The 23,469-nt window shown below is 45.1% G+C and carries 20 protein-coding genes; 1 reads left to right on the top strand and 19 read right to left on the bottom strand.

What is annotated here, in order from left to right:
- Positions 1-239: 239 nt before the first annotated feature.
- The 14 genes from uvrA to RTX25_RS09560 form a co-directional block, all read right to left on the bottom strand.
- A complete protein-coding gene (gene uvrA, locus RTX25_RS09625) occupies positions 240-3,062 on the bottom strand; it encodes an excinuclease ABC subunit UvrA (protein WP_312653120.1) in 2,823 nt (940 codons plus the stop codon).
- A gap of 26 nt (positions 3,063-3,088) precedes the next feature.
- Entirely contained in the window at positions 3,089-5,086 is a 1,998-nt protein-coding gene (gene uvrB, locus RTX25_RS09620) for an excinuclease ABC subunit UvrB (RefSeq protein ID WP_312653118.1), read from the bottom strand.
- A 94-nt stretch (positions 5,087-5,180) separates the two neighbouring features.
- A complete protein-coding gene (locus RTX25_RS09615; protein ID WP_312653116.1) occupies positions 5,181-6,311 on the bottom strand; it encodes a PDZ domain-containing protein in 1,131 nt (376 codons plus the stop codon).
- A 17-nt stretch (positions 6,312-6,328) separates the two neighbouring features.
- Positions 6,329-7,537 carry a S41 family peptidase gene (locus RTX25_RS09610; protein ID WP_312653114.1) on the bottom strand — a complete coding sequence of 403 codons (1,209 nt, stop codon included), beginning with the start codon at positions 7,535-7,537 and terminating at the stop codon, positions 6,329-6,331.
- A 21-nt stretch (positions 7,538-7,558) separates the two neighbouring features.
- On the bottom strand, positions 7,559-8,443 hold the full coding sequence (gene ftsX, locus RTX25_RS09605) for a permease-like cell division protein FtsX (RefSeq protein ID WP_312653112.1): 885 nt from the start codon (positions 8,441-8,443) through the stop codon (positions 7,559-7,561).
- The gene (gene ftsE / locus RTX25_RS09600; RefSeq protein ID WP_312653110.1) at positions 8,430-9,122 is read right to left on the bottom strand and encodes a cell division ATP-binding protein FtsE; all 693 of its coding nucleotides are present in this window, start codon (positions 9,120-9,122) and stop codon (positions 8,430-8,432) included. Before ftsE ends, ftsX begins: the two co-directional genes overlap by 14 nt.
- A gap of 187 nt (positions 9,123-9,309) precedes the next feature.
- Positions 9,310-10,173: a YitT family protein gene (locus tag RTX25_RS09595; RefSeq protein WP_312653108.1), complete on the bottom strand. Its 864-nt coding sequence runs from the start codon at positions 10,171-10,173 to the stop codon at positions 9,310-9,312.
- A gap of 18 nt (positions 10,174-10,191) precedes the next feature.
- The gene (locus RTX25_RS09590; RefSeq protein WP_312653106.1) at positions 10,192-11,052 is read right to left on the bottom strand and encodes a YitT family protein; all 861 of its coding nucleotides are present in this window, start codon (positions 11,050-11,052) and stop codon (positions 10,192-10,194) included.
- A 14-nt stretch (positions 11,053-11,066) separates the two neighbouring features.
- The gene (gene alr, locus RTX25_RS09585) at positions 11,067-12,230 is read right to left on the bottom strand and encodes an alanine racemase (protein WP_312653105.1); all 1,164 of its coding nucleotides are present in this window, start codon (positions 12,228-12,230) and stop codon (positions 11,067-11,069) included.
- Positions 12,231-12,387: 157 nt separating this feature from the next.
- Positions 12,388-13,905, bottom strand: a complete 1,518-nt coding sequence (locus RTX25_RS09580) for an NAD(P)H-hydrate dehydratase (protein WP_312653104.1) — start codon at positions 13,903-13,905, stop codon at positions 12,388-12,390.
- Between the two features lie 2 nt (positions 13,906-13,907).
- Positions 13,908-14,279: a holo-ACP synthase gene (gene acpS / locus RTX25_RS09575; protein ID WP_312653103.1), complete on the bottom strand. Its 372-nt coding sequence runs from the start codon at positions 14,277-14,279 to the stop codon at positions 13,908-13,910.
- A gap of 192 nt (positions 14,280-14,471) precedes the next feature.
- Positions 14,472-15,470, bottom strand: a complete 999-nt coding sequence (locus RTX25_RS09570) for a YihY/virulence factor BrkB family protein (RefSeq protein WP_312653101.1) — start codon at positions 15,468-15,470, stop codon at positions 14,472-14,474.
- A gap of 171 nt (positions 15,471-15,641) precedes the next feature.
- Positions 15,642-15,848, bottom strand: coding sequence for a DUF2922 domain-containing protein (locus RTX25_RS09565; protein ID WP_312653099.1), 207 nt, complete (start codon positions 15,846-15,848; stop codon positions 15,642-15,644).
- Between the two features lie 13 nt (positions 15,849-15,861).
- Positions 15,862-16,083 (bottom strand): DUF1659 domain-containing protein, encoded by a 222-nt coding sequence (locus RTX25_RS09560; protein ID WP_312653097.1) that lies wholly within the window; start codon positions 16,081-16,083, stop codon positions 15,862-15,864.
- Between the two features lie 133 nt (positions 16,084-16,216).
- Between RTX25_RS09560 and RTX25_RS09555 the strand changes: the two genes are divergently transcribed.
- Entirely contained in the window at positions 16,217-17,089 is an 873-nt protein-coding gene (locus RTX25_RS09555; RefSeq protein ID WP_312653095.1) for an aldose 1-epimerase family protein, read from the top strand.
- A gap of 57 nt (positions 17,090-17,146) precedes the next feature.
- Here the strand turns inward: RTX25_RS09555 and RTX25_RS09550 are convergent, their stop codons facing one another.
- The 5 genes from RTX25_RS09550 to RTX25_RS09530 form a co-directional block, all read right to left on the bottom strand.
- On the bottom strand, positions 17,147-18,622 hold the full coding sequence (locus RTX25_RS09550; RefSeq protein WP_312653093.1) for a gluconokinase: 1,476 nt from the start codon (positions 18,620-18,622) through the stop codon (positions 17,147-17,149).
- Positions 18,612-19,526, bottom strand: a complete 915-nt coding sequence (gnd, locus tag RTX25_RS09545; protein ID WP_312653091.1) for a phosphogluconate dehydrogenase (NAD(+)-dependent, decarboxylating) — start codon at positions 19,524-19,526, stop codon at positions 18,612-18,614. The genes RTX25_RS09550 and gnd overlap by 11 nt, the downstream gene beginning before the upstream one ends.
- 58 nt (positions 19,527-19,584) lie before the next feature.
- The gene (locus RTX25_RS09540) at positions 19,585-20,910 is read right to left on the bottom strand and encodes a 6-phospho-alpha-glucosidase (protein ID WP_312653089.1); all 1,326 of its coding nucleotides are present in this window, start codon (positions 20,908-20,910) and stop codon (positions 19,585-19,587) included.
- Positions 20,911-20,937: 27 nt separating this feature from the next.
- The gene (locus tag RTX25_RS09535) at positions 20,938-22,539 is read right to left on the bottom strand and encodes a PTS transporter subunit EIIC (RefSeq protein ID WP_312653087.1); all 1,602 of its coding nucleotides are present in this window, start codon (positions 22,537-22,539) and stop codon (positions 20,938-20,940) included.
- Between the two features lie 113 nt (positions 22,540-22,652).
- Positions 22,653-23,405, bottom strand: coding sequence for a MurR/RpiR family transcriptional regulator (locus tag RTX25_RS09530; RefSeq protein WP_312653085.1), 753 nt, complete (start codon positions 23,403-23,405; stop codon positions 22,653-22,655).
- Positions 23,406-23,469 lie beyond the last annotated feature (64 nt).

The following is a 23,469-nucleotide window of genomic DNA, read 5'->3' as shown; positions in this document are numbered from 1 at the left end:
TCCCGATAATTTCAGATTTATACCATTTTACCTTTAAAAGATTAATTTTGTTTGAATACCACCTTAATCTATGATGGAAAGATAGGTGCCATTTCTGAATAAAGTAGGCTGTTATCTGATTCTATTCTATACCATTTAGTTCGGTTAATACAGAAAACGACTGGCTGCAGTTCCCCTTATAGAATAACACTCCGTTCAGTCTCCCGTAAGGGCATTACTAAACGGAGTCGAAATTCTGACTAAACCAGCATTTTCTTCAGATACATTCCTGTGTAGGAGGATTCGTTCATGGCGACTTCTTCAGGGGTACCTATGGCAATTATGCTTCCGCCCTTATCTCCACCTTCAGGTCCAAGATCGATGATATAATCCGCAGACTTTATGATGTCCAGATTATGTTCAATGACGATGATGGAATTACCCGCAGATACCAGTCTCTGAAGAATCTCATTGAGTCTCTTCACATCATCAGTATGCAGTCCTGTGGTCGGTTCATCCAGGATATACAGGGTCTGCCCTGTACTCACCTTGGAAAGCTCAAAGGCAAGCTTGATACGTTGGGCTTCACCACCTGAGAGCTGCGTTGATGGCTGTCCCATCTTGACATAGCCCATACCCACGTCCATGAGTGTTGTGATTTTTCTGTGGATTCTTGGCAGGTTCTCGAAGAACTTGTTCGCTTCTTCAACCGTCATATCCAGAATATCCGCTATGCTCTGTCCCTTGTATTTGACTTCCAGAGTTTCACGGTTATATCTCTTACCCTTACAGACCTCGCAGGGCACATAGACATCGGAAAGAAACTGCATCTCGATCTTGATGATTCCGTCCCCAGTGCAGGCTTCACAGCGTCCACCTTTGACGTTGAAGGAGAATCTGCCGGGTTTGTACCCTCTTGCCTTTGCCTCAGGTGTATTGGCATAAAGTTCTCTGATTCTGTCGAAGACTCCGGTATAGGTTGCAGGATTCGATCTAGGCGTTCTTCCTATCGGGCTCTGATCGATGTCGATGATTTTATCGATGTTTTCGATTCCTGTCACGCTTTCATGTCTTCCCGGGAGTATTCTTGCCTTATTGACCTTACGGTGAACAGCTTTATAGAGGATCTCATTGACTAAAGTGGATTTACCTGAACCGGATACCCCTGTTACCGCCACGAGTTCTCTCAGCGGAAAGTCCACTGTGAGGTTCTTCAGATTGTTCTCTTTTGCTCCTACCACCGTGATCTTGGAGCCGTCGCCCTTTCTTCTGGTTTCAGGCACTTCGATCTTCATTTCTCCTGTGAGATATTTTGCGGTGATGCTTTTTTTCGATTTCATGATCTGCTTTACGGTTCCCTTGGCCACGACTTCACCGCCATGTTCACCCGCTCCAGGTCCGATGTCCACTACATAATCCGCATTTCTTATGGTATCCTCATCATGTTCAACCACAATGAGTGTGTTACCGTTGTCTCTAAGCTTCTTCAGTGTTTCGATGAGCTTATCGTTGTCTCTCTGATGGAGTCCGATGGAAGGCTCATCAAGGATGTAGAGAACACCCATTAGAGAAGAGCCGATCTGTGTAGCAAGCCTTATTCTCTGGGCTTCACCCCCGGAAAGTGTTCCAGAATTACGGGCAAGATCAAGATAATCAAGACCGACATTCACAAGGAAGCTCAGCCTTGCCTGCACTTCTCTTATGATCTGCTCTCCGATTTTAATCTCTCTCTCAGAAGGCTTGTAGGCTTCGATGAATTTCAGGGCATCCGAGATGCTCATTTTAGTAAATTCATAGATGTTCTTTCCAGCTAAGGTGACGGACAGCACTTCAGGTTTCAGCCTTGCTCCATTGCATGTCGGACAGGGATTACTGCTCATGAACTGCTCGATTTCACCTTTGATGTAGTCTGAGCTGCTCTCCATGTATCTTCTCTTCAGGTTATTGATTTCACCTTCGTAGGCATAGTTGTATTCTCCACGAGAGTAGTTCTTGGTATAGAAAACCTTCAGCTTCACACCCCGGGTTCCGTAGAGAAGGATATTCAGAATGTCCTCCGGAAGATCCTTTATGGGTGTCTTGAGGTCAAATTTATATTTCTTGGACAGCGCCTGGAGAATGCCATAGGTCCAGGAATCTTCCTTCAGTCTTCCGTCTCCCCAGGATGCAAATGCACCATCAAGAACACTCTTGTTTCTGTCCGGAATGACCAGGTCCTCATCGATTTCCAGAAGTGTACCCAGCCCGTCACAATGCTCGCATTTTCCGTATGGCGCATTGAAGGAGAAGAGTCTTGGTTCAAGCTCCTCGATACCGATATTATGTTCAGGACAGGCAAACTTTTCGGAGAAGATCATATCTTCACCATCAATTATGCTGACCACTACAGTTCCCTCGCCAAGCTTGAGGGCCTGCTCCAGAGATTCCGACAACCTTCCTTTAATATCTTCACGGATGACCAGTCTGTCGATAACCGCTTCGACATCATGCTTCAGAGTCTTCTTCAGATTCACTTCTTCCTCGGAAATGTCCACAATTGTCCCGTCGATTCTTGCTCTTACATATCCGGCTTTCTTGATGGTCTCAAAAACCTTCTCATGTTCGCCTTTCTTTCCACGGATCATCGGGGCCAGGATCTGCACCCTGGTTTTCTCGGGCAGTTCCAGAATCTTGTCCACCATCTGGTCTACGCTCTGGGAGGAGATTTCTTTTCCGCATATGGGGCAGTGGGGCACACCGACTCTTGCATAAAGAAGCCTCAGATAATCATAGATTTCTGTGACGGTACCTACAGTAGATCTCGGATTTTTGGATGTGGTTTTCTGATCGATGGCTATGGAAGGACTCAATCCTTCTATGGATTCCACATCCGGCTTGTCCATCTGTCCAAGAAACTGTCTTGCATAGGAAGAAAGAGACTCAACATACCTTCTCTGCCCCTCAGCATAAAGGGTGTCAAAAGCGAGAGAGGACTTCCCTGATCCTGATAACCCTGTGAGTACCACGAATTTGTCTCGCGGAATCTCCAGACTGATATTCTTCAAATTATTGACTTTTGCACCTTTGATCACTATATTCTTCATTTTCTCTCCTGTCTTCTGATCCTTTTTTAACCCTTACTGTTTCTGATGAGTTCTTTCTTCAATTTGGCGATTTCATCACGGATAAACGCAGCTTTTTCAAACTCCAGTTCCTTGGATGCTTTATACATATCCATCTCCAGTTTTTTGATGGTCTTTTCAAGATTGTCTTTATTGTATTTTACAGCATCCTCCAAGGATTCAAACTCCGTGATCTCATCTGCAATCTGAGTGATTTCAAGCACACTCCGGATGTCTTTCATTATGGTTGTAGGCGTAATATCATGCTGGGTATTGTACTCTTTCTGCACCTTTCTTCTTCGCTCAGTTTCTGCCATGGCTTTTTCCATGGATTTCGTTATTCTGTCCGCATAAAGTATGACTTTGCTTTCACTGTTACGTGCGGCACGTCCTATGGTCTGTATGAGCGATGTTTCAGATCTCAGGAATCCTTCCTTATCCGCATCAAGTATGGCAACCAGTGCAACTTCGGGAATATCCAGACCTTCTCTTAAAAGATTGATTCCTACAAGAACATCGACTTCACCGAGTCTCAAGTCTCTTATGATTCTCATTCTTTCCATGGTGTCGATATCTGAATGCATATAGGTCACTTTCACCCTCAGCTCTTTAAAGTACTTGGTGAGGTCTTCTGCCATCCGCTTGGTCAGGGTCGTGATGAGTACCCTGAATCCCTTTTCCACTGTTTTATTGATTTCACCGTATAAGTCATCAATCTGCCCGGTCACCGGTTTTATGATGACCTCCGGATCCAGAAGACCAGTCGGTCTTATGATCTGCTCTGCCGTTACTGCAGAATGTTCCTTTTCATAAACAGATGGTGTAGCGGAGACAAACAGAACCTGTTTTACTTTCTCCTCAAATTCCTGAAACTTGAGCGGTCTGTTATCAAATGCCGAGGGCAGCCTGAATCCGTATTCCACAAGATTTTCCTTACGGGAACGGTCTCCTGCATACATGGCTCTCAGCTGTGGTAGGGTCACATGACTTTCATCGATGAACATGAGAAAATCATCAGGAAAATAATCGATGAGCGTCTTCGGAGGCGTATTAGGCGGTCTTCCGTCAAGAATCCTAGAATAGTTCTCTATTCCGGAGCAGTAACCCATCTCCAGCATCATCTCGATATCAAAATTTGTTCTCTGTCTCAGTCTCTGCGCTTCCAGAAGCTTGTCCTGGCTGTTCAGCTCTTTTATGCGGTCTTCAAGCTCTTCTTCAATGACCTTGATTGCCCTCTGGAGATTGTCATAGGATGTGGCAAAGTGAGAGGCAGGAAAGAATATGGTATGCGAAAGTTCATGGAGGATTTCCCCTGTCAGGACATCAAATTCCCTGATGCGGTCAATTTCGTCTCCGAAGAACTCCACACGAACCCCTTTAGCCGTTTCATTGGCCGGAATGACATCGATGATGTCTCCACGGACTCTGAAGGTACCTCTTGAAAAATCGATGTCATTGCGCTCGTACTGGATCTCCACCAGTCTTCTGATGACCTCATCCCTGTCCTTCTGCATACCGGGTCTCAAAGAGATGGACAGGTTCCTGTACTCATCAGGATTACCCAGTCCATAGATACACGAAACAGAAGCCACGATGATGACATCACGGCGTTCAAATAAAGCTGCGGTAGCAGAGTGCCTCAGCTTGTCGATTTCATCATTTATGGATGAATCCTTCTCTATATAGGTATCTGTCTGCGCAACATACGCTTCAGGCTGATAGTAGTCATAATAGGAAACAAAGTACTCTACAGCACTATCAGGGAAGAACTCTCTAAACTCCGAGCACAGCTGTGCAGCCAGAGTTTTATTGTGTGCAAGGACCAAGGTCGGTCTCTGGGTTCTTTCGATGATGTTTGCCATGGTAAAGGTCTTACCCGATCCGGTGACACCAAGAAGCGTCTGTCCAGAGTTGCCGCTGTTTATGGAATCCACCAGTTTATTGATGGCATCAGGCTGATCTCCTGTAGGTTTGAACCTGGATTCGATCTTGAAGGTTCCTTCCATTTCGCTCACCTCTTCTTTTTCGTTACCTGTCTATTATAACCCTTAACCCCTAATAAGTACATATGTTCATTTATTGTTAATACACCTTTAATTTCTACGGTTTCTCCTTGGAAGGCAGAACGATTTCACCTGCTGGAGGTACAATAATGATCCCTGTGCTCGTTCCCGGCATGATTCTGAATGCTATATCCTTCTCCTCATCATTTTCATCCCGTACAGTGAGGTTTATTCCTCTCTCATAATGCAGCGTACCCATAAAGGACAGAAGTGATCTGTAAGAAGGTTTTTCTCTGCCGTCAAAAGACAGTATGCGGTTACCCGAACGAAGTCCTGACTGAAATGCAGGGGTATTCTCCCTCACTTCAAGAACAACGATACTTTCCTCATCCGATACATAGTAAGGTGGACGCCTTGATTCAAGATAGGCGAAAACCATTCTTTCCGAAAAGAGAAGAACGGGAACCAGAGGAATCAGAAGGTAGATGAAAGTGATATTAAAGCTCACTACATAAGAAATCAGAAGAATCAGTGTCCCTATGAAGATTCTGATGCTGCTCAGCGCTTTGATGGCCTGTTTTTTGCTGAACGTCATTACCGTCTCATTGACCGCAAACAGCTGAATCAGACTGAGGTAGAATACCGATGTCCCAAGTATGCTTCCGGTCATGGCATAAAAACCTGCTGCAGAGGGAACAAGGTAGGTCTTTTTGATTCGGAAGCCCCCTCGTATGACACTCTGACTGGAAAAGAGTACAGGCACAAAACCCCTTTTTCTGTCCATGAGCATCAAAAGCCCATGAACAGTATGGGATAGTCCGATAAACAGATAGAGATTGATCAGATCAAGGGTAGGGATGATTTCTCTGTCCAAAAGAAACGCCAAGAGAAATATCGCCAGAACATTGATTCCGACATTGACATACTTTGAAAATCGGGTCACTGAAAATACGGTCAGCATAAAGATAAGCTGCACTTCCATATAGGAAACAAATGCAATATCCAGCAGACCGGCCAGTAAACTGATGATCAGTCCTCCTGCAAGACCATAAATCAGCTGATAAAAAGTCAAAACTAGGGGAGAGTCTTCACTTTCCCCTAGTACTATTCTTCTTAGTCCTGCTTCTCGTATATTCTGAAAGTAGAACACGAGTACAAGAATGATCAGGATTAATATCTGCGGAGAATAAAACATACTGAAATATCCGTTAAGGATTTCCACAAACATACTTCATCCTCTTTCTTTTACTGTATCTGGTCTCTGAGAACCTCTACAGCTTTCTGTAACTGTGTATCATTTTCTATGGTCAGCGGCGCTTCTGTGCCTTCGGGAATCAGAACTTCCACATCAGGAACGATCCCTTCGCCGTGAATATTGATTCCATTTGGTGAGTAGTAGGAGGAAACGGTCACTTTGACCCCTTCATTGTCACCCACTTCAAATACCATCTGCACAATACCCTTACCGAAGGATTTCTGACCCACAAGTGTTGCGGCATCGTAGTCCTTCAGTGCTCCTGAGACCACTTCCGAAGCTGAAGCGCTTCCTTCGTCGATGAGCACCACAAGAGGCTCACCGATGAAATCTCCACCCTTGGAACGGTATTCCTTTTTCTGGTCATACTTGTCCAGGGTATAGAGAATGGTCTTGTCCTTTTCTACAAATAGGGAGGCTACATCCACTGCTTCATCCAGGAATCCGCCCGGATTCCCTCTCAAATCGAGGATATATCCTTTCGCACCCTGACTTTTCAGATCTTCCATAGCTTCTCTGACCTGTTTTGCTGTATCATTGCTGAACTGAAGCATGGTCACATGAGCGATGTCGCCTTCCAGCATTTCAGATTCCACATTCACCATGGTGATGCTTGCTCTGACGATGGTCACATCCTCTTCGATACCGTCTCTCATGATGGTAATGGTGACAGGTTGTCCTTCTTCACCTTTGATCACTGAAACTGCTTTATCCAGCTCTGTTCCCTTATATTCCACACCCTCGACTTTTGTAATGAAGTCTCCGGATCGAAGGCCCGCCTTGAATGCAGGTGACCCTTCAAATGGTGTTATGACAACGATTCGATCTTCTTTTATCCCGACGATGACACCTATACCGACGTAATTTCCCTGTCCATCGTCATTGAAGTCCTTATATTCTTCTTCATTGAAGAATACTGTGTAAGGATCGCCGACAGAATTGACCATTCCTTTGATTGCTCCTTCAACTAGAGCATCCTGATCGATATCCTGATAATATTGACTGTTAATAACATCTCTGACTTCATAGAGTTTGTCAAATGAAGAATCTGCATTTGCAGGAGACCCCGGATCAATGACCTTGTCACTGTTTATGGATCCGTAAATGGATCCTCCGAAAAATGAGCCTGCCCCTACAATGAGAATCAGAATGAACGTTATCAGTTTGCTGGTCCCTTTTCTATCTCTGTCATCATTCACTGTCATCACCCTCCAAGAATATTATACATCCAAGAATCTCTTCAGTGCAATGAAACTTCCAAGTGCGCCTATGGCTAGTCCTGCAATACCGAACTGCCAGGAGAAATTCTGGAGAATATACTGTGGTGTAACAAGCTCAGCATAAAACATGCTCTTGGTCACATCGGCATATACCAGACGGTAAGCGAAGTATACAACGCCAAAGGCCATAATTCCGCCGATGACACCCATAATCATACCTTCTATGATGAAAGGCCATCTGATGAACCAGTCTGTCGCTCCCACGAACTTCATGATTCCGATTTCTCTTCTTCTGGAGTATACTGTCAGCTTGATGGTATTGGAAATGAGGAAGAGCGATACGAGTACAAGAATCACGAATATGACGACACCCATTGTTCTGATGAGTTTAGCCAGTCCTACGATTCTCTCGACAGTTTCTCTTTCATTACCGATATCTTCCACACCTCTGACTCCAGTCAGAGCTTCTTCAACCCTTAACGCGGCCTCTGGTTCATCAAGACTGATGACAAAGGAGTTTGGAAGCGGGTTTCTCTCTTCTGAGAAACCTGTAAGAATGGAATTGTCTTCGCCAAGACGCTCTTTGAACTGCTCAAAGGCTTCTTCTTTGGTTTCATAAACAACTTCCTTCACGCCTTCCACAGAATTGATGACGGCTTCAACATTGCTCTGTTCCTGAGTTGTGATTTCATCATTAAGATAAGCTTTGATTTCAACTTTTTCTTCTACGGATTCCACACCCATGTTGATGGTCTGTGCAACAAGAAGGAATACACCAAATATAAACAGTGTTGCCGATACAGTGATGATACTTGCCAGTGTTATGGTTCTATTTCTCTTGAGGCTCTTGAGGGCATCAAGGAAAAACATCTTAATTTTCTGCATTGAATTCATACCTGCCCTTCTTCTCGTCTCTGACAATCTTGCCCTTCTCCAGAGCAATTACTCTTCTTTTGCTGGAATCCACAATATCTTTGGCATGAGTAGCCATCAGAATGGTTGTTCCGGCCTTGTTGATATCCATAAGAAGTCTCATGATATCTTTGGCAGTCTCTGGATCAAGATTACCTGTAGGCTCATCTGCAATAAGAAGTGTCGGATTGTTCGCAATGGCTCTTGCAAGAGAAACTCTCTGCTGTTCTCCACCGGACAGTTCATTCGGGAAACTTCTGGAACGGTCAGAAAGACCAACCAGAGCAAGGACCATAGGCACTCTTCTTCTGATTTCCTTCGGTGTGGCATCTATGACTCGCATGGCAAAAGCGACATTCTCATAAACGTTAAGTGTCGGTATCAGTCTGTAATCCTGAAAGACCATTCCGATTTTTCTTCGATAATAAGGAACATCTTTTCGGCTTACGCCTTTGAGATTCTTGTTTCCCACGGTGACTTCGCCCTTGGTCGGTTCCACTTCCTTAAGAAGCATTTTAACAAATGTGGATTTTCCTGCTCCACTTGCACCAACCAGAAATACAAACTCGCCTGAATCTATTTTAACGTTGATATCTTCCAGAGCGACAACGTTGTTGTCGTATTTTTTTGTGACATTTTTAAACTCTATCATTTTACATCTCCCAATGTTCATATTCCTGTGACATTCTCATTCCATGAAAATTTCACGTTATTCCTTAAGTGTCTGGCACCTGTGCATTTTCAACTGTAAATTATTATCCTCACGAGTACTCATTATGGCACAAGCATGTAAAGATTTTATGAAGAAAGTGATTATTGACATATCACCTGGATGTCAATCAGAGTTTGATGTCCGTGAAGCCTTCTCCTAGAACCTCATGGACTTCGTTCACTGAAATAAATGCTCTCGGATCGATTTCTTTGATATAACTTCGCAATCTTATGTAATCCCTTCTACTTAATATAACATATAGAATGTCAATATCTTCTGAAGTATATCCTCCGTATCCGCTGAGCACTGTACAGGATTTGTCCAGCTCCTCGATGATGAACTTAATGATCTCTGCTTCTTTTTTACTGATGATCATGAGTTCTTTAGAGGTATTGAATCCGTCAATAAGTCGGTCGATCAGTGTGCCATTGACGATAATACAGAGCAACGCATAAAGCCCTGCTGTGATGCCGAAGGTAAGAACACCTGTAAGTCCGATGATGAAATCAACCATGAGAAGAGACTTGCCGATATCCACGTGGAAATACCTGTTGAGGATCTTTGCAAGGATATCCGTTCCGCCGGTGGATGCACCATAATTGAAAACCATAGCCATACCGATGCCGATGACAAAGGTGCCCACAGCCGCGTTGATGAAAAGATCTTCAGACAAGACAGTGGGTGGAAAAAGAAGTTCCATGAGCCACATGATGGCTGAAAGACCGAAGGAAGCATAAAGAGTCTTGGCGCCGAAGCCTCCCCCGAGTGTCACAAAAGCGACAGCAAAGAGAATGAGATTCAGAATCAGAATGATGATGCCCACTGGAACCTGAACGAGAAAACTGTTGATGATGATTGCAAGACCTGAAACACCGCCTGCTGCGATATTATTCGGTATATGAAAGTACTGAAGACCAAAAGCCACTAAGAATATTCCTATGGTGATCATAACAAAATCTTTCAATGTAAACTGTCTGCTTATTTCTTTCATGGCTTTCCTCCTGATGTTCTAATTTGCGCTGACGATTCTTTTTGGCATGCTGAAACCCTGTCCGAGCACTTCAGTGGTGCTGCTTACAGTGACGAAGGAATCAGGATGTTCTTCTCTTAGAAAAGTTTTAAGGGTGACGAATTCCTTGGTGGAGAGCACGGTATAGATGACGTGGTTTTCCGCTCCGGAAAATCCGCCTTCACCCGTGAATATGGTTGCTCCACGCTGGATATGATTTACGATGAATGATTTCACCTCGTCCTTGTCACTGGTGATGATGAATACCTGCTTCTTCTCGTTGAATCCGCCGACCACTCTGTCGATGACGATCCCGTTAAGGAAAGTGGCAAGGCCGGCATAAAGGCCTCTCTCGAGACCGAAGAAAAACGCCACCAGAACCACGACCATAAGATCGATGATGGTCATGGACAGCCCCATGGAGAGATTCATATATCTGTTCAGAATTTTTGCCAGAATATCTGTGCCCCCTGTAGATGCGTCCTGATTGAACACGATTCCCAGTCCGGTTCCTAACAGAAGGATACCCAGAATAGAGGAGAGCATAAGATCATCAGTGATGGCTTCGGGTCTGATCACATTCTCGATGACCCACATGATGATGGAAAGTGAAAAACTGGCATAAAGCGTCTTGAATCCGAATCCGCCGCCCAGAAGTCTGAAGGCGAGAAGGAACAGCAGAATATTGAGGCCGATGACATAGGTTGAGACCGATATTCCCGGTGTCAGGGAATTCATGACAAGTCCGATACCCGAAACACCACCTGGTGCGATCTGATTTGGCACAAAAAATAATTGGATAGCAAGAGCCACCAATGCTGAGCCAAAAGTGATAAGTATATATTCCTTATATTTTTTCATGTTTACTCCTAAACTCAAGTTTTCCTGTGAACCTCTTTTCCATTTCTTACATAGATACGAGGCACTCTTTTAGAAACAGCACATACCACCTCATAAGGTATTGTTCCTGCAATCTTTGCGATATCATCGGCGGTAAAGGATACATTGCCTTCTTCGCCCATAATGATGACCGTATCCATGACTTTGACATCCGGCACTTCCGATACATCGACCATAATATGATCCATACAGACAGATCCCACCTGCGGACAGAGAATCCCGCCTACGATAACCTGAGCTTTTCCGGATAGAGACCTGAAATAACCGTCAGCATATCCGATGGGTATCGTAGCGATTTTTGTTTTCTCACGTGTAGTGATATATCTGTGTCCGTAGCTGATTCCCGTTCCTTCCGGTACGGTTTTCAGCTGTATGATCTTGCCTTTGATGCTCATGACAGGCTTTAAGGACAGATTCTCCTTCTTCACTTCATCGGAAGGCTGATATCCGTACATGATGATTCCCGGTCTGACACTTTCAAGATAGGTTTCTGCCATATCCACAATGGCAGCACTGTTTGCAACATGTTCATGATAAAAGTTCACACCCGCTTCCTTCAGTCTTCCCATGGCATAATGATACCGGTTAAGCTGAAGGTTTGTGAGCGTCTTGTCTCTGTAATCCGACGACGCAAAATGGGTGTAGATGCTGTCCATCTCGATGTGAGGCAGTCTGCTGATCTTTATGATTTCACGGATCCCTTCTTCGTTGGGCTGAAAACCTACACGGCTTATACCTGTATCTAGCGAAATCAGAATCTTTCCTTTCTTTCCCAGTCTGCCTGCAGCTTCACTCAGCTTTTCTGCATCGTCAAAAGAAAGACAGTTAAGTACGATATCCTCATTTATAGCGTCAATATAAAACTCAGGCGGAGTATAGCTGAGCACAAGAACCGGTTTTGTTATTCCACTCTCTCGAAGCTGGAGAGCTTCAGTGATGATGGCCACACCGAATCCTTCTGCCCCTGCCTCAATCATTGTTTCAGCCACCTCTGCTGCACCATGTCCATAGGCATCTGCTTTCACAATGGCGATGATTCGGCTCTTCCCGACAAGTTTCTTGATGTTTCTGATGTTATAGATCAGATTATCCAGACTGATCTCAGCCCATAAAGGCCTCATCTTATCCTTCATGATCATATGTGGAGTTCCCCTTTCTCCCGATTAACGGATGTTTTGAAAATTAATACATCTTCTATCTTAACATAATCCGATATCCGAATTCATTAAATATCGCATATTTTGAGCAATATGGCATCCGGGTAATTCCTCTTTTTTCTCCTAAGCTTCCAGAACATCAGCCCTTGCTCTTCTCAAGAAGCTTCTTCATATAGAAGGGAATATTTTCGATGATTTCGGAAGCTTTTACACTGTACCGTTCAAGAGCCAGCTGATCACCGATACATCCATGGATAAATGTGCCCAGAATGGCCGCCTCATAAGAACTGAGGCCCTGACCTGAAAGCGAGGCGATGATCCCCGTGAGTACATCTCCCATTCCCCCCTGAGCCATGGCAGAAGATCCTGTGGAGTTGATGTTTACGGTCCTGCCGTCTGTGACTACTGTACGATACCCTTTGAGCACCACAATCACATCATGCTCTTGCGCAAATCTCTTGGCTGTCCCCATGCGGTCATCTTCAATCTCTTTCACTGATTTCCCCGTAAGCCTTGCCATCTCTCCGGGGTGGGGCGTAAGCACCACATTGAAGCAGAGCGGCTTCAGTATCTCAGTTCTGCCCTCAAGGGCATTCAGGCCATCTGCATCAATGACAAGAGTGGAATCTGATTTACCTTCTTCCTGAAGGGTTTTTATGACCCTCAGGAGAAGCTGAAAGGTTTCTTCTGAATTTCCGAGTCCAGGTCCGAACGCCACGATATCGGCTTTTCCGACTCCTTCTTCAAGGTTCTCTTCGTCAAGGCTCATGATCTCCGTCAGCCTTGGAACAAGGATCTGCATGGTTTCATCATAAGAGCAGAGCGTGACAAGACCTGAACCTGTGGCAAGTGCAGCTTCAGAACTCAGCATGGCAGCTCCGGTAAATCCCCGTGAACCTGCTACAACGAGAACACGCCCGTAGTGATTCTTGTGCCCTGTGAGTTCTCTCTCCGGAATCAGCTTTTCCGCTTCATGATGATCCGTGAAATATACAGGTTTTATCTCTTCCTGCAGAAGCGTTTCTGGAATACCGATGGGTTCAACAGCGAGCTTCCCCACATAGGGCAGAGCGCTGTAGGAAATCAGTCCTTTCTTGATGGTTTCAAAAGTCACCGTTCTATGTGCGATAACCGCAACCGGCATGGGCATGCCTGTGTCTGCGGATAGACCTGAGGGTATATCGACGGAAATGATCTTCGGTGCGAAGTCGTTCATGCTGTCGATTACTGCAGCGTATAAGGGTGAGACATCACCTTTGATGCCCGTTCCTAAGAGTGCATCAACAACCACATCCGCATCTTTTAACGCCTCGATGAATGACCACAACTGATCTTCATCTGAAATGATTTCAAGCGATATCCCGCTTTTCATGACGATCTCATAAAAAACTCCGGCATCGCCCTCCGGCTTCTTATTTTCGGAAGCTAGAAAAACATCCACTTCCTTGCCGAGGTTTTTCAGTTTCAAAGACAGAGCCAATCCGTCTCCACCGTTGTTTCCTGTACCGCAGACTATGACAAAATAATCCTTCTCAAGATCCAGATGTCTTTTCACTGCCAGTGCAGCATTATCCATGAGGAGTATCCCCGGGATACTGTATTCCGTCATGGCACGCTGATCTATCCTTCTCGTGGTTTCCACATCCGTTACATACATGATTATTCCTCCTCGATGATCACCATGGCTGTCGCCCTTTCCCTGTCGTGTGAAATTGTAACATGCACTACAATGACGCTCTCTTTATGGAAAATTCTTTCGAGGTGAGGTTTAAGGCGCTCCATATTAAAATATGGCTTTCCGGAAGAATCCTTTAGAATCTCCATTTCCTTGAACTCTATACCACGAATTCCAGTACCCAGAGCTTTGGATAAAGCTTCTTTAGCGGAAAAAAAACCTGCCATACGTGCATGGTTTTCTCCGAAGCATTCAATTTCTCCGGATGTGAATACACGACTTTTTCTTCGTTCTGTTGAAAATACATTCTTTACCCGTTCAATTTCGATAATATCTATTCCTGTCCCTAAAATCATGTTCTCACCTCCATCTTTAACCCTCATTATACTATGAAGAATATATGATGATAAGAGATGAAAAATAACTTAGCCTCATGTTATCAGAAAGTTTATGTTTTACAGATGAATCGGCAAGTGTAAAAAATGAGCACTGACCCTATAAAGGAATCAGTGCTCAATATATCTGTCAGTTATTCAGGAAGAATGAATTCACGATCTCCCGCTGTCTTTAAAAGTCTCTTCCACTCTCTTTTTAAGGGTTTCGAATTTTTTCTCGGGTACGGATTTTGAATCCTCCGGACTTCTATTACCCGAATCCTCATCTTCTTTCTCTTTTTCTTTCTCTTCCCTTCCTGTACCGTTTTTCCTCTTCCTCTTTTTCATATAAGGATCTTCTATCTCTCTTCTTTCAATAAGATAAGCATTTAAGGAAGCGCCCAGCATCATAATGATGGACGTAAGAGAAAGCCAGAGGAGAAGACCGATGACTGCTCCTAGAGTACCGTAGAACCGGGAATAATTCGCGAAATTGTTGATATAGAACTGGAACAGGATGGTAAATGCGATCCAGACCAGTGTAGAAAAAATCGCACCGGGGAAAGCATATTTAAACTTCACATTCCTGTAGGGGATGAACATATACGCCAGTGACAGTACCCCAAAAAGAAGACCTACGGGAATCACAATTCTCAGAATTTCAACAATACCTTCCGTTGGAATGAACGGAAAGTTGGATGAAACAAAATCAAGAATCTGCCTGCCGAATACGATCCCCAGAAGTGCAAGAAGAATCGTAACTGCAAGCTGCAGTACCCATAATATCGAAATGATATACCGATAGATAAAACTTCTTGTATCTTTAAATCCCATGGACTGATTCATGCCCTTCATAAAGGCTCTGAAGCCACCGGAGGCCGCATAGACCGCACCAAGCACAGAAAGCGAGAGCAGTCCTCCTCTCTGATTTTCCACAAGATCCACAACCGGTCCACTGACAAGTCCGTAAATTTCTTCAGGGAGACTTGTACGAAGAAGATTCAGCACATAGCTTCGGTCAAGGCCCAGATAGGCAATCAGTGTCAGGACGAAGATGAGGAACGGAAAAATGGATAGCAGCAGACCATAAGTCAGCTGATAGGCATAGGCTATGCTGTCCTCTTCATTCACCTTATCCAGAAACCCTTTCAGGAATTCAATCGATTTTTTCATAATCACCCAGTCTATCCCGGGCACTTCACCTCACCTCATCAGTTCTTATTCCAATTATACATGAACTGCCGGACGTTACCCAGACACCTCAAGGTGAACAATCGGAAAACATCTGATGAACCGTAAAAAGGCGGCCTTACCACCGTAGTGATAAGACCGCCTGTAATCGGGTTATGCGATGATTTCTTCTTCTCTTGTGATGGAAGCCGAATCTATGGATTCAAGCTCCTTCTCTCCTGCGAAGAACAGATTTTTTGACAGGATTGTGGTCATGAGCTCTTCCACTTCCACTTCTGTGATGTCGGTTCTTACCTTAGGTAGTCTCAGATTGAAGTTTTTGCCTTCCTTGTTCAGAAAAGTCATTGTCAGTGTATTCATACTCTCCTACCTCCTATAGTGCTGAAATTGTGCTGACGTCCTGGATACCGATATCTTCACAGCTCTGTTCGCTTAAGGCTACAATTTTCATTGCCACCTCATGAAGATCCTCCGGAAGAGCATCCACCTTCAGGTTTCTCACTCTTCTTGCCTCGCTCACAGGTTTCCCCTGTTCGTTGATCCTCTCAAATGTGAGAATCAGGTCCTTTGATAGCTGTTTTACTGTTACTGCCATGATTATCAACCCCTTTCATAACTGAATTATGCGGATTGCTGAGGATTGGCAAATATTGCTCATAAAAATTCAACAATTCTTCAAATAAAAGATGCTATACTGTTATCAGAATAGTTAATCAAGGAGGAGTAAAATGGTTATCCTGAAAAACACCTATCTCAGTATCGAAATCAGAGAAGCCGGAGCTGAACTGTTCAGCATAAAAGATATGGATGGCACAGAATTTCTGATGAACGACAAAAGGTACTGGAATTATACTGCCCCTCATCTGTTTCCTGTTGTCGGTGCACTCTATAACGGAGAGCTTCGCCATAAGGAAACCCCATATCCTGTTAAAAGACACGGATTCGCCCGCAATATGGACTTCAATCTTCTGGAAAGTTCGGAGAGTCATGCCGTATATGAACTGAAAAGCTCGGAAGAGACTCTCTCGATGTATCCCTTCCCGTTCAGTTTCAGAGTCATCTATAAGCTGGATGGAAAGTCTGTCTCCATCAGTTATGAGGTCAGAAATACAGGCGAAGAGAAAATGGCATATTCTGTAGGCGCCCATCCGGCGTTTCTGGCACCCAGAAGCACTGCTGATTCCTTTACCGACTATTATCTGGAATTTGAGCTGTTTGAAGATCTGTCTTCCATCGCAATCAATCCGAAATCTGGCCTCCTTCAGCGAAACAGGATTCCCATGGGCAACAATGTCAAGGTCATAAACCTCACAAAAGATCTCTTTAAAGAAGACGCTCTGATTTTCCATAACCTGAAATCAGAATACATCTCCCTGAAAAACCGTAAAGACAATAAGGAAGTCCGCTTCCATATGAGCGAGTTCCCTTTCCTTGGCATCTGGACAAGCCTTGGAGATGCACCGTTTATCTGTCTTGAACCCTGGGCCGGACATGCAGATTATGACGACTTTTATGGTGAATTTCTGGAGAAGGAAGACAATGTGCTCCTTGAACCAGGTGAAACCAGAACCCATACCTATATCATGGATATCCGATTCTAGCAAAAAAAAAATTACAGCAGCCAAGGAGATTTATTTTCCTGGCTGCTGTTTTTTCGTTTATGGAAAGAGTTCTCTTCCCTCTTTCTGAAGCTTAGCGATCTTACCTGAATACCAGAGATACCTTTCAAAGTATGCCTGATACATGTCGCTGTTATTCTCCTCATAAGTTACGGGTGTCTGCTGCCTGTTCCCGTCTGTTAAAGGAGCAAGGGTCTCATCAAGGAGAACCGCCCCAAGACAGCTGCTGTCTTCTGAATCCTGAGTGTAGATATCCATCGCGAAAATTTCTGCAAGAAGCCTCTTCCAGCTTTCGCTTTTCAGAAACCCGCCTGAGGCGGTAAGTTTCAATGTTGCACCACCTATGGTTTCCAGCCTCATCAGAACTTCCTTCAGATTGAAGAGGATTCCTTCGACTGCCGCACGGACAAAATGTGCCTTTTCATGAAAGGCGTTCATACCGAAAAAGGATGCCGTGAGGCTTCCGTCCCAGTAGGGCGCACGCTCTCCATGAAGATAGGGAATAAACAGAAGTCCGTCACTGCCCCTTCGAATTTTTGTGATGTTCATGGAAAGATCCTCAAAAACCTTACCCTTTCCTTCGTAGAAGATTCCATCAAACCAGCTGAGGACATTTCCTCCGTTATTCACGGCTCCGCCGATAACGAAGCAGTCTTTTTTCAGGTAGTAACAGAACGTCCTTCCTTCTGCATCAAGCCTCGGTTCTTTCACCGTCATTCTCACTGCGCCGCTTGTTCCGATGGTGAGCGTGGTCTCGCCTTCCTTCATCGCACCGCTGCCAAGATTGGCAAGGCATCCGTCTGATGCGCCGATCATAATTTTCACATCATCGGATAGACCCGTCTCATGGAGAAAACTCGGGTTATTCATCCGAAGACAGCTTATCACATCCTTTGGCTGAGACAGCAGTTCTTCACTGATGCCAAGATATTCTAAAGCACTTTTATCCCATTTCAGTTCATGAATGTTGAACATACCTGTTGCAGATGCAATGGAATAATCCACTATATACTGACCGGTAAGACGCTGAATGATGAACTCCTTGATACCGATTGCCTTATGAGTCTTCCTCAAAAGCTCTGTATGGTTGCTGAACCACTTCAGCTTGAAAAACGGACTCATGGAATGAATAGGCGTCCCGGTATTCCGGTAGTGTTTCATGAAGTCTTCCTTCAATTTGAAATTCTCCACTTCCTTCACCGACCGGTTATCCGACCAGATGACCGATCGTGTAAGGGGATTACCTTCCCTGTCCACAAGAATCAAAGCATGCATGGCGCCTGAAAAAGAAATAAGACTCACATCATTTTTCCACTCTCCGCTGCCTGCAAGAACCTCCTTTACCGCCTGTGTAAAGGCATGATAAATCTCCATGGGTTCCTGCTCGGAAAAGCCAGGCTGATCATGATAGGTTCTGTAACCCACATTAGCCGATGCGATTTTTTCAAGATTCTCTCCATAAAGAACTGCCTTTGTACTGGTGGTTCCGATATCCACTCCGATTCTATAACTCATCTTTCATCCCTTTTCTTCTCATTTCATGGCCTCCGAACTCGTTGCGGAGTGAGGCGATGACCTTTTCACCATATTTTTCCTGATCCTCCGAAGCGTACCTGACCATCACCGACTGGGCGATGACAGGAACGGCCACCTTAAGCTTCAGCGCTTCTTCCAGCGTCCACTGTCCTTCTCCCGATGAATGGATGACGCCCTCAATATCCAGCAGATCCTGATCTTTTGAGAGGAGAGACTCTGTGAGCTCCATAAGCCAGCTCCTGATGACGGAACCGTTATTGAATACTCCTGCAACCTTCTCCAGATCATAGTCATACTGACTCTTGTGGAGTAGGCTGAATCCTTCTCCGATGGCCTGCATCATCCCATATTCAATTCCATTATGAACCATTTTCAGAAAATGTCCACTTCCGCTCTCCCCGGTATAAAGGTATCCGTTCTCCACATTAATGGCTTTGAAAATGGGTTCGACGTACCGGAAAGCTTCTCTGTCTCCGCCGATCATCATGCAGGAACCGTTTCTTGCGCCCTCTACGCCGCCTGAGGTGCCTACATCGAAGAAGTATACCCCTTTCTCCTCTGCTTTCAGAAATCGCCTTAGAGAATCTCTGTAGTGTGCATTGCCGCCGTCTATGATGATGTCTCCTTCAGAAAGCTTCTTAAGCACGCTTTCAAACACCATTTCCGTTATTGTCCCTGCGGGGAGCATGAGCCAGATCACTTTTCTGCCGTTCATGGCATCAGCTAAGCTGTCCTGATCGGTATAGAACTGTGCACCGTATTTTTCAGCCTCTGCCTGAAGAGCTTTATTTCTGTCGCTGGCATATACCTTAAACCCCTTATCTCTCATATTCCTGAGGAGCATCATGCCCATTTTCCCAAGTCCTACTAATCCGATATCCATTTTTATCCTTCTCCTTTAAAAAAGGCAGGAGATCCGGTCTCCTGCCTTGTGTATTTTTTTACTTGAGCTCCGGCCAGAAACCTCTGTTGGCTTCGATGAGATCATCAAGAAGCGCTTTGGCCACGCCGGCACTTGGAACGGTCTTTGACAGAGTCAGCGCCTGCCAGAGCTTCAGATAGCTCTTTTCAACGTAAGCCTCAACGACCATTTTTTCCACCATGACCTGCTGGAACATGAGTGTTCTTTCAAAGTCAGGAATCTTTCCTTGGGATAGGGGCTCCGGTCCATCCGAACCCACTATGCAGGGAACCTCCACCATGGCATCATCCGGGAAGTTAGCAATGGCACCGTTGTTTTCAACGATCATGAGCATACGTTCATGGGTGTTGAAGGCGATGGCCCTTGCAAGATCCACGATGAAGGAGGCATGGCTGTCTATATGGAAACCGCTGTCTTTAGCCGTTCCTCTTTCTGTGATTTTCCTGGCTGCATCAAATACGGTTTTCTCTCTTCCGTCCATGACTTCATTCGCTCTGGAATAACTGGAGTCGGAATGTTCCACTTCATAATCAGGGAACAGATAGTATTTCAGATAGGTATTGGGCAGATATCTCGGATTGACCGCCAGAAGATCCTTCGCTTTCTTATGGGTCGCCTGCCAGCTTTCGTCCATATGCTGGGTATCCACTTCCACCTGAGTAAGGTATCCGTTTTCTGCAACATAGCTCTTGATTTCGTCCAGGTACTCATGACCTTCCTTGTCCTTGACACTGGTCCACCATCCGAAATGATTGAGTCCGAAGTATCTCACTTCAAGATCCGCAGGTGTTTTGCCTACAATCTGGGACATTCTTCTTAAGGTGCCCACAGGCATATCGCAGATGTTCAGCACCTTGGCTTCTGGTCTCAGTACGCGGCATGCTTCAGCGACTATGGCTGCAGGATTTGAATAGTTCAGCATCCAGCACTCAGGAGAATATTTCTCCATGTAATCGATGATTTCAAGCATCCCCGAGATGCTTCTCATACCATAGGCGATTCCTCCTGGTCCGCAGGTCTCCTGACCCACAACACCGTATTTCAGGGGAATTTTCTCATCCTGCTCTCTCATGGCATATTTTCCTACGCGGATATGTGCCATGCAGAAATCGGTATCGGTAAACGCTTCTTCCGGATCGGTGGTATGGAGGAACTCGATTTCCGGAGCATTCTCCTTGAGGAGAATTTCCAGAGCATCCCCAAGGATACCCTGTCTTTCCCCATCATTATCATAGAGTTTCAGTTTACGGATCGGGAATCTGTCCAGGTTATCGAGCAGCATCATGACGATACCGGGTGTAAAAGTACTTCCCCCGCCTGCAATAACTACTGAAAATTTCTTCATATGTTTTTATTCATTCCTTTCATTGGTTCAGTCTGCGGATTCGGCGATTCCAAGATATGAATCTACGGATTTTCTCACACTGCCCACATTGAGCCCATAAACGACCTGCACATTGTCACCCTTGCGGATAACACCGCTGGCACCAGTTTCACTCTTCAGTCTGTCTTCATCGACCCTGTCTGCATCGCCAAGGACGAGTCTGAGTCGTGTATAACAGTTGTCCACAGATTTTATGTTCTCCGCTCCGCCTAACGCCGCGACAATAATATCTGCATGGTTATCATTCATCACACTTGCAACACCGGGAATTCCGGCAGTTTTCTTTTCATTGTACTCCGCTTTTGTATAAAGCTTGACCTCTCCGCCTTCATCCTCACGACCGATGGTCTTAAGGTTCCACAGTCCGATGAGGAATCTGAAGAGCAGATAGTAGATGAAGAAGAAGACTACACCCACAAGTATGTACATCGGCCATCCGGTCTTCTCAATACCCAGAGGGACATTGTAGAGCAGGAAGTCGATAAAACCGTTCGGTCCGATGGCACGCACATTGAACAGATTCAGCACGACCATACTGAGCCCGCTCAGTACCGAGTGGATGACAAACAGAATCGGAGAGACGAACATGAATGAGAACTCGATGGGCTCCGTGACACCTGCAACAAAAGATGTTACCGCCGCAGGGATAAGAATCGCCCTGGCTTTCGCCTTATTCTCGGGCTTCGCCATCTGATACATGGCTACACATGCACCAATGAGACCGAACATCTTTGAGATACCTCTGGCATCCCAGATGACACTCTGGGAGAGTACTCTGACCGAATTGTCGGCAATTTCGGCAAAGTAGATGTTTCTTGATCCTTCAAGAAGCACTCCTCCAACCTCCTGCACGCCTCCAAGGGAGGAATATAGGAACGGAGTGTAGACCAGATGATGAAGACCTGTCGGGATAAGCAGTCTCTCGAGCATTCCATAGAGGAACAGACCGAAGTTTCCGCTCTGATTGATCAGTGTACCCAGACTATTGATTCCGTTCTGGAAGAAGGGCCATACATAACTGAATGCAATGGCAAGAAGTACAACCACAGGGATGAGCACGATGAAGACAAATCTTGCCCCTCCGTAAATCTGAAATGCGTTATTGAACTCCTTGTCGATGAACCTGTTATGGACAAGTGCTGTGACGATACCCAGAATGATTCCGAGGAATACACCCATATCGAGGATCTGCACACCCATGACCATGGTCTGTCCCGTTCCTCTTAGTGAGTCTCCAACAAAAAGAGTTTCCGTAAGCACCATAAACTTGTTCATGGCATTGATGAAGACCAGGAAACCGAGAAGCGCCGTAAAACCTGCTTCCGCTTTCTTCTTGTTGGCAAGACCTACTGCAATACCTACAGCAAAAATAAGTCCGAGATTAGTCAGTATCGAGACCAGTGAACCCGATAATATGGTTCCGAAACCTGTTGTGATGGGGTTGTTCAAGAACGGCACCGCTTCAAGGAGCTTGGCATTGGTAAACAGATTTCCTATGGCGATGAGGATACCCGCGATGGGCAGAATCAGTACAGGAATGAACATGGCTTTGGCAAAGCGCTGCATTCCATTCATCAGTTTTTCTTTCATCAGTTATGACCTCCTTCATTGATTGACTTCAGTTTATCGGATGACAAGCCGCGGGTAAAGGATTTCAGACCAAAATGAAACACGTCCCGCACAAACGGAACGTGTTTCGCATTTCATCTTAAACCTTCGCAGTAGTTTCTCATGAGATACTCAAAAAGCATGAGAATTTCCGAGAAAAAGAAATTCGGCGACATATTGCGGTCATCAAGCTTCTCTGCATCAGTCACCCTCAAGGTCACATCTGCAAGCTCCGCCGCGCGGTTATCCATCTCATTTGTAAAAGTCACGACAGGGATACCCCTTTCCTTGCAGTAGTTCATTTTCTCGATCACCTGCTGAGTTTCTCCTGACTTCGTCACAGTAAGCAGCATACCGATGGAGTCGATATTGCTTTCAAGAATTGCAATGGAATCAGTCCCTGTGGCAAAAATCACGCGCTGACCACACACAAGGAATTTTTTATAGAAATACTCGCCTATGATTGCGGAAAAACCCGTAGCATAGATGAACACATATTTCGACTTGGAGCTTTTCAGAAGCGCGATAAAGGATTTCATATCGCGTTCGTCATTGACCTTAAGAATCTCCTCCAGCGGATTGTATCCTGCAAGACTCTCATCGGTAATGGATTCCTTTTCGCTTTCCTGGACAAGAGGAAGCAGCTGATAATACATATCGATGAATCCTGAGTAACCGAGCTTCTTTGACAGTCTCATGATTGATGCAGGCGAGGTGAAGTTTTCTCGGGCAATCTGCCTGACCCCTTTTTCAAGTACGGTGTCCATATTGCTCAGTATATACTTTATGACATTCTCTTCGGTTTCGGTCAGTGATTTCCCCTGAACGATCTTGCTTAGATCATACATTACCCAGTCCCCCAATTTCTTCTGCTTCAGATCAGATGTCGCTTCTCATCCATTGTACTATGAG

The sequence above is a fragment of the Proteiniclasticum sp. genome (genome assembly GCF_032054185.1).
Taxonomy (GTDB): domain Bacteria; phylum Bacillota; class Clostridia; order Clostridiales; family Clostridiaceae; genus Proteiniclasticum.
This window is presented reverse-complemented; position numbering and strand designations above follow the sequence as displayed.

Bases quoted from the DNA above. Each gene is read 5' to 3' on its own strand.
- RTX25_RS09565 (WP_312653099.1), bottom strand. From the start codon at position 15,848: ATGAATACACTGACAATGACTTTTCTGAACAAGGAAGGCAAAAACTTC.
- RTX25_RS09530 (WP_312653085.1), bottom strand. From the start codon at position 23,405: ATGTATGATCTAAGCAAGATCGTTCAGGGGAAATCACTGACCGAAACC.
- RTX25_RS09595 (WP_312653108.1), bottom strand. From the start codon at position 10,173: ATGAAAGAAATAAGCAGACAGTTTACATTGAAAGATTTTGTTATGATC.
- RTX25_RS09535 (WP_312653087.1), bottom strand. From the start codon at position 22,539: ATGAAAGAAAAACTGATGAATGGAATGCAGCGCTTTGCCAAAGCCATG.
- gnd (WP_312653091.1), bottom strand. From the start codon at position 19,526: ATGGATATCGGATTAGTAGGACTTGGGAAAATGGGCATGATGCTCCTC.
- acpS (WP_312653103.1), bottom strand. From the start codon at position 14,279: ATGATTTTAGGGACAGGAATAGATATTATCGAAATTGAACGGGTAAAG.
- RTX25_RS09555 (WP_312653095.1), top strand. From the start codon at position 16,217: ATGGTTATCCTGAAAAACACCTATCTCAGTATCGAAATCAGAGAAGCC.
- RTX25_RS09540 (WP_312653089.1), bottom strand. From the start codon at position 20,910: ATGAAGAAATTTTCAGTAGTTATTGCAGGCGGGGGAAGTACTTTTACA.
- uvrB (WP_312653118.1), bottom strand. From the start codon at position 5,086: ATGGAAGGAACCTTCAAGATCGAATCCAGGTTCAAACCTACAGGAGAT.
- RTX25_RS09615 (WP_312653116.1), bottom strand. From the start codon at position 6,311: ATGTTTGTGGAAATCCTTAACGGATATTTCAGTATGTTTTATTCTCCG.
- ftsE (WP_312653110.1), bottom strand. From the start codon at position 9,122: ATGATAGAGTTTAAAAATGTCACAAAAAAATACGACAACAACGTTGTC.
- uvrA (WP_312653120.1), bottom strand. From the start codon at position 3,062: ATGAAGAATATAGTGATCAAAGGTGCAAAAGTCAATAATTTGAAGAAT.
- RTX25_RS09560 (WP_312653097.1), bottom strand. From the start codon at position 16,083: ATGGCAGTAACAGTAAAACAGCTATCAAAGGACCTGATTCTCACATTT.
- ftsX (WP_312653112.1), bottom strand. From the start codon at position 8,443: ATGCAGAAAATTAAGATGTTTTTCCTTGATGCCCTCAAGAGCCTCAAG.
- RTX25_RS09590 (WP_312653106.1), bottom strand. From the start codon at position 11,052: ATGAAAAAATATAAGGAATATATACTTATCACTTTTGGCTCAGCATTG.
- RTX25_RS09570 (WP_312653101.1), bottom strand. From the start codon at position 15,470: ATGAAAAAATCGATTGAATTCCTGAAAGGGTTTCTGGATAAGGTGAAT.
- alr (WP_312653105.1), bottom strand. From the start codon at position 12,230: ATGATCATGAAGGATAAGATGAGGCCTTTATGGGCTGAGATCAGTCTG.
- RTX25_RS09580 (WP_312653104.1), bottom strand. From the start codon at position 13,905: ATGTATGTAACGGATGTGGAAACCACGAGAAGGATAGATCAGCGTGCC.
- RTX25_RS09550 (WP_312653093.1), bottom strand. From the start codon at position 18,622: ATGAGTTATAGAATCGGAGTGGATATCGGAACCACCAGTACAAAGGCA.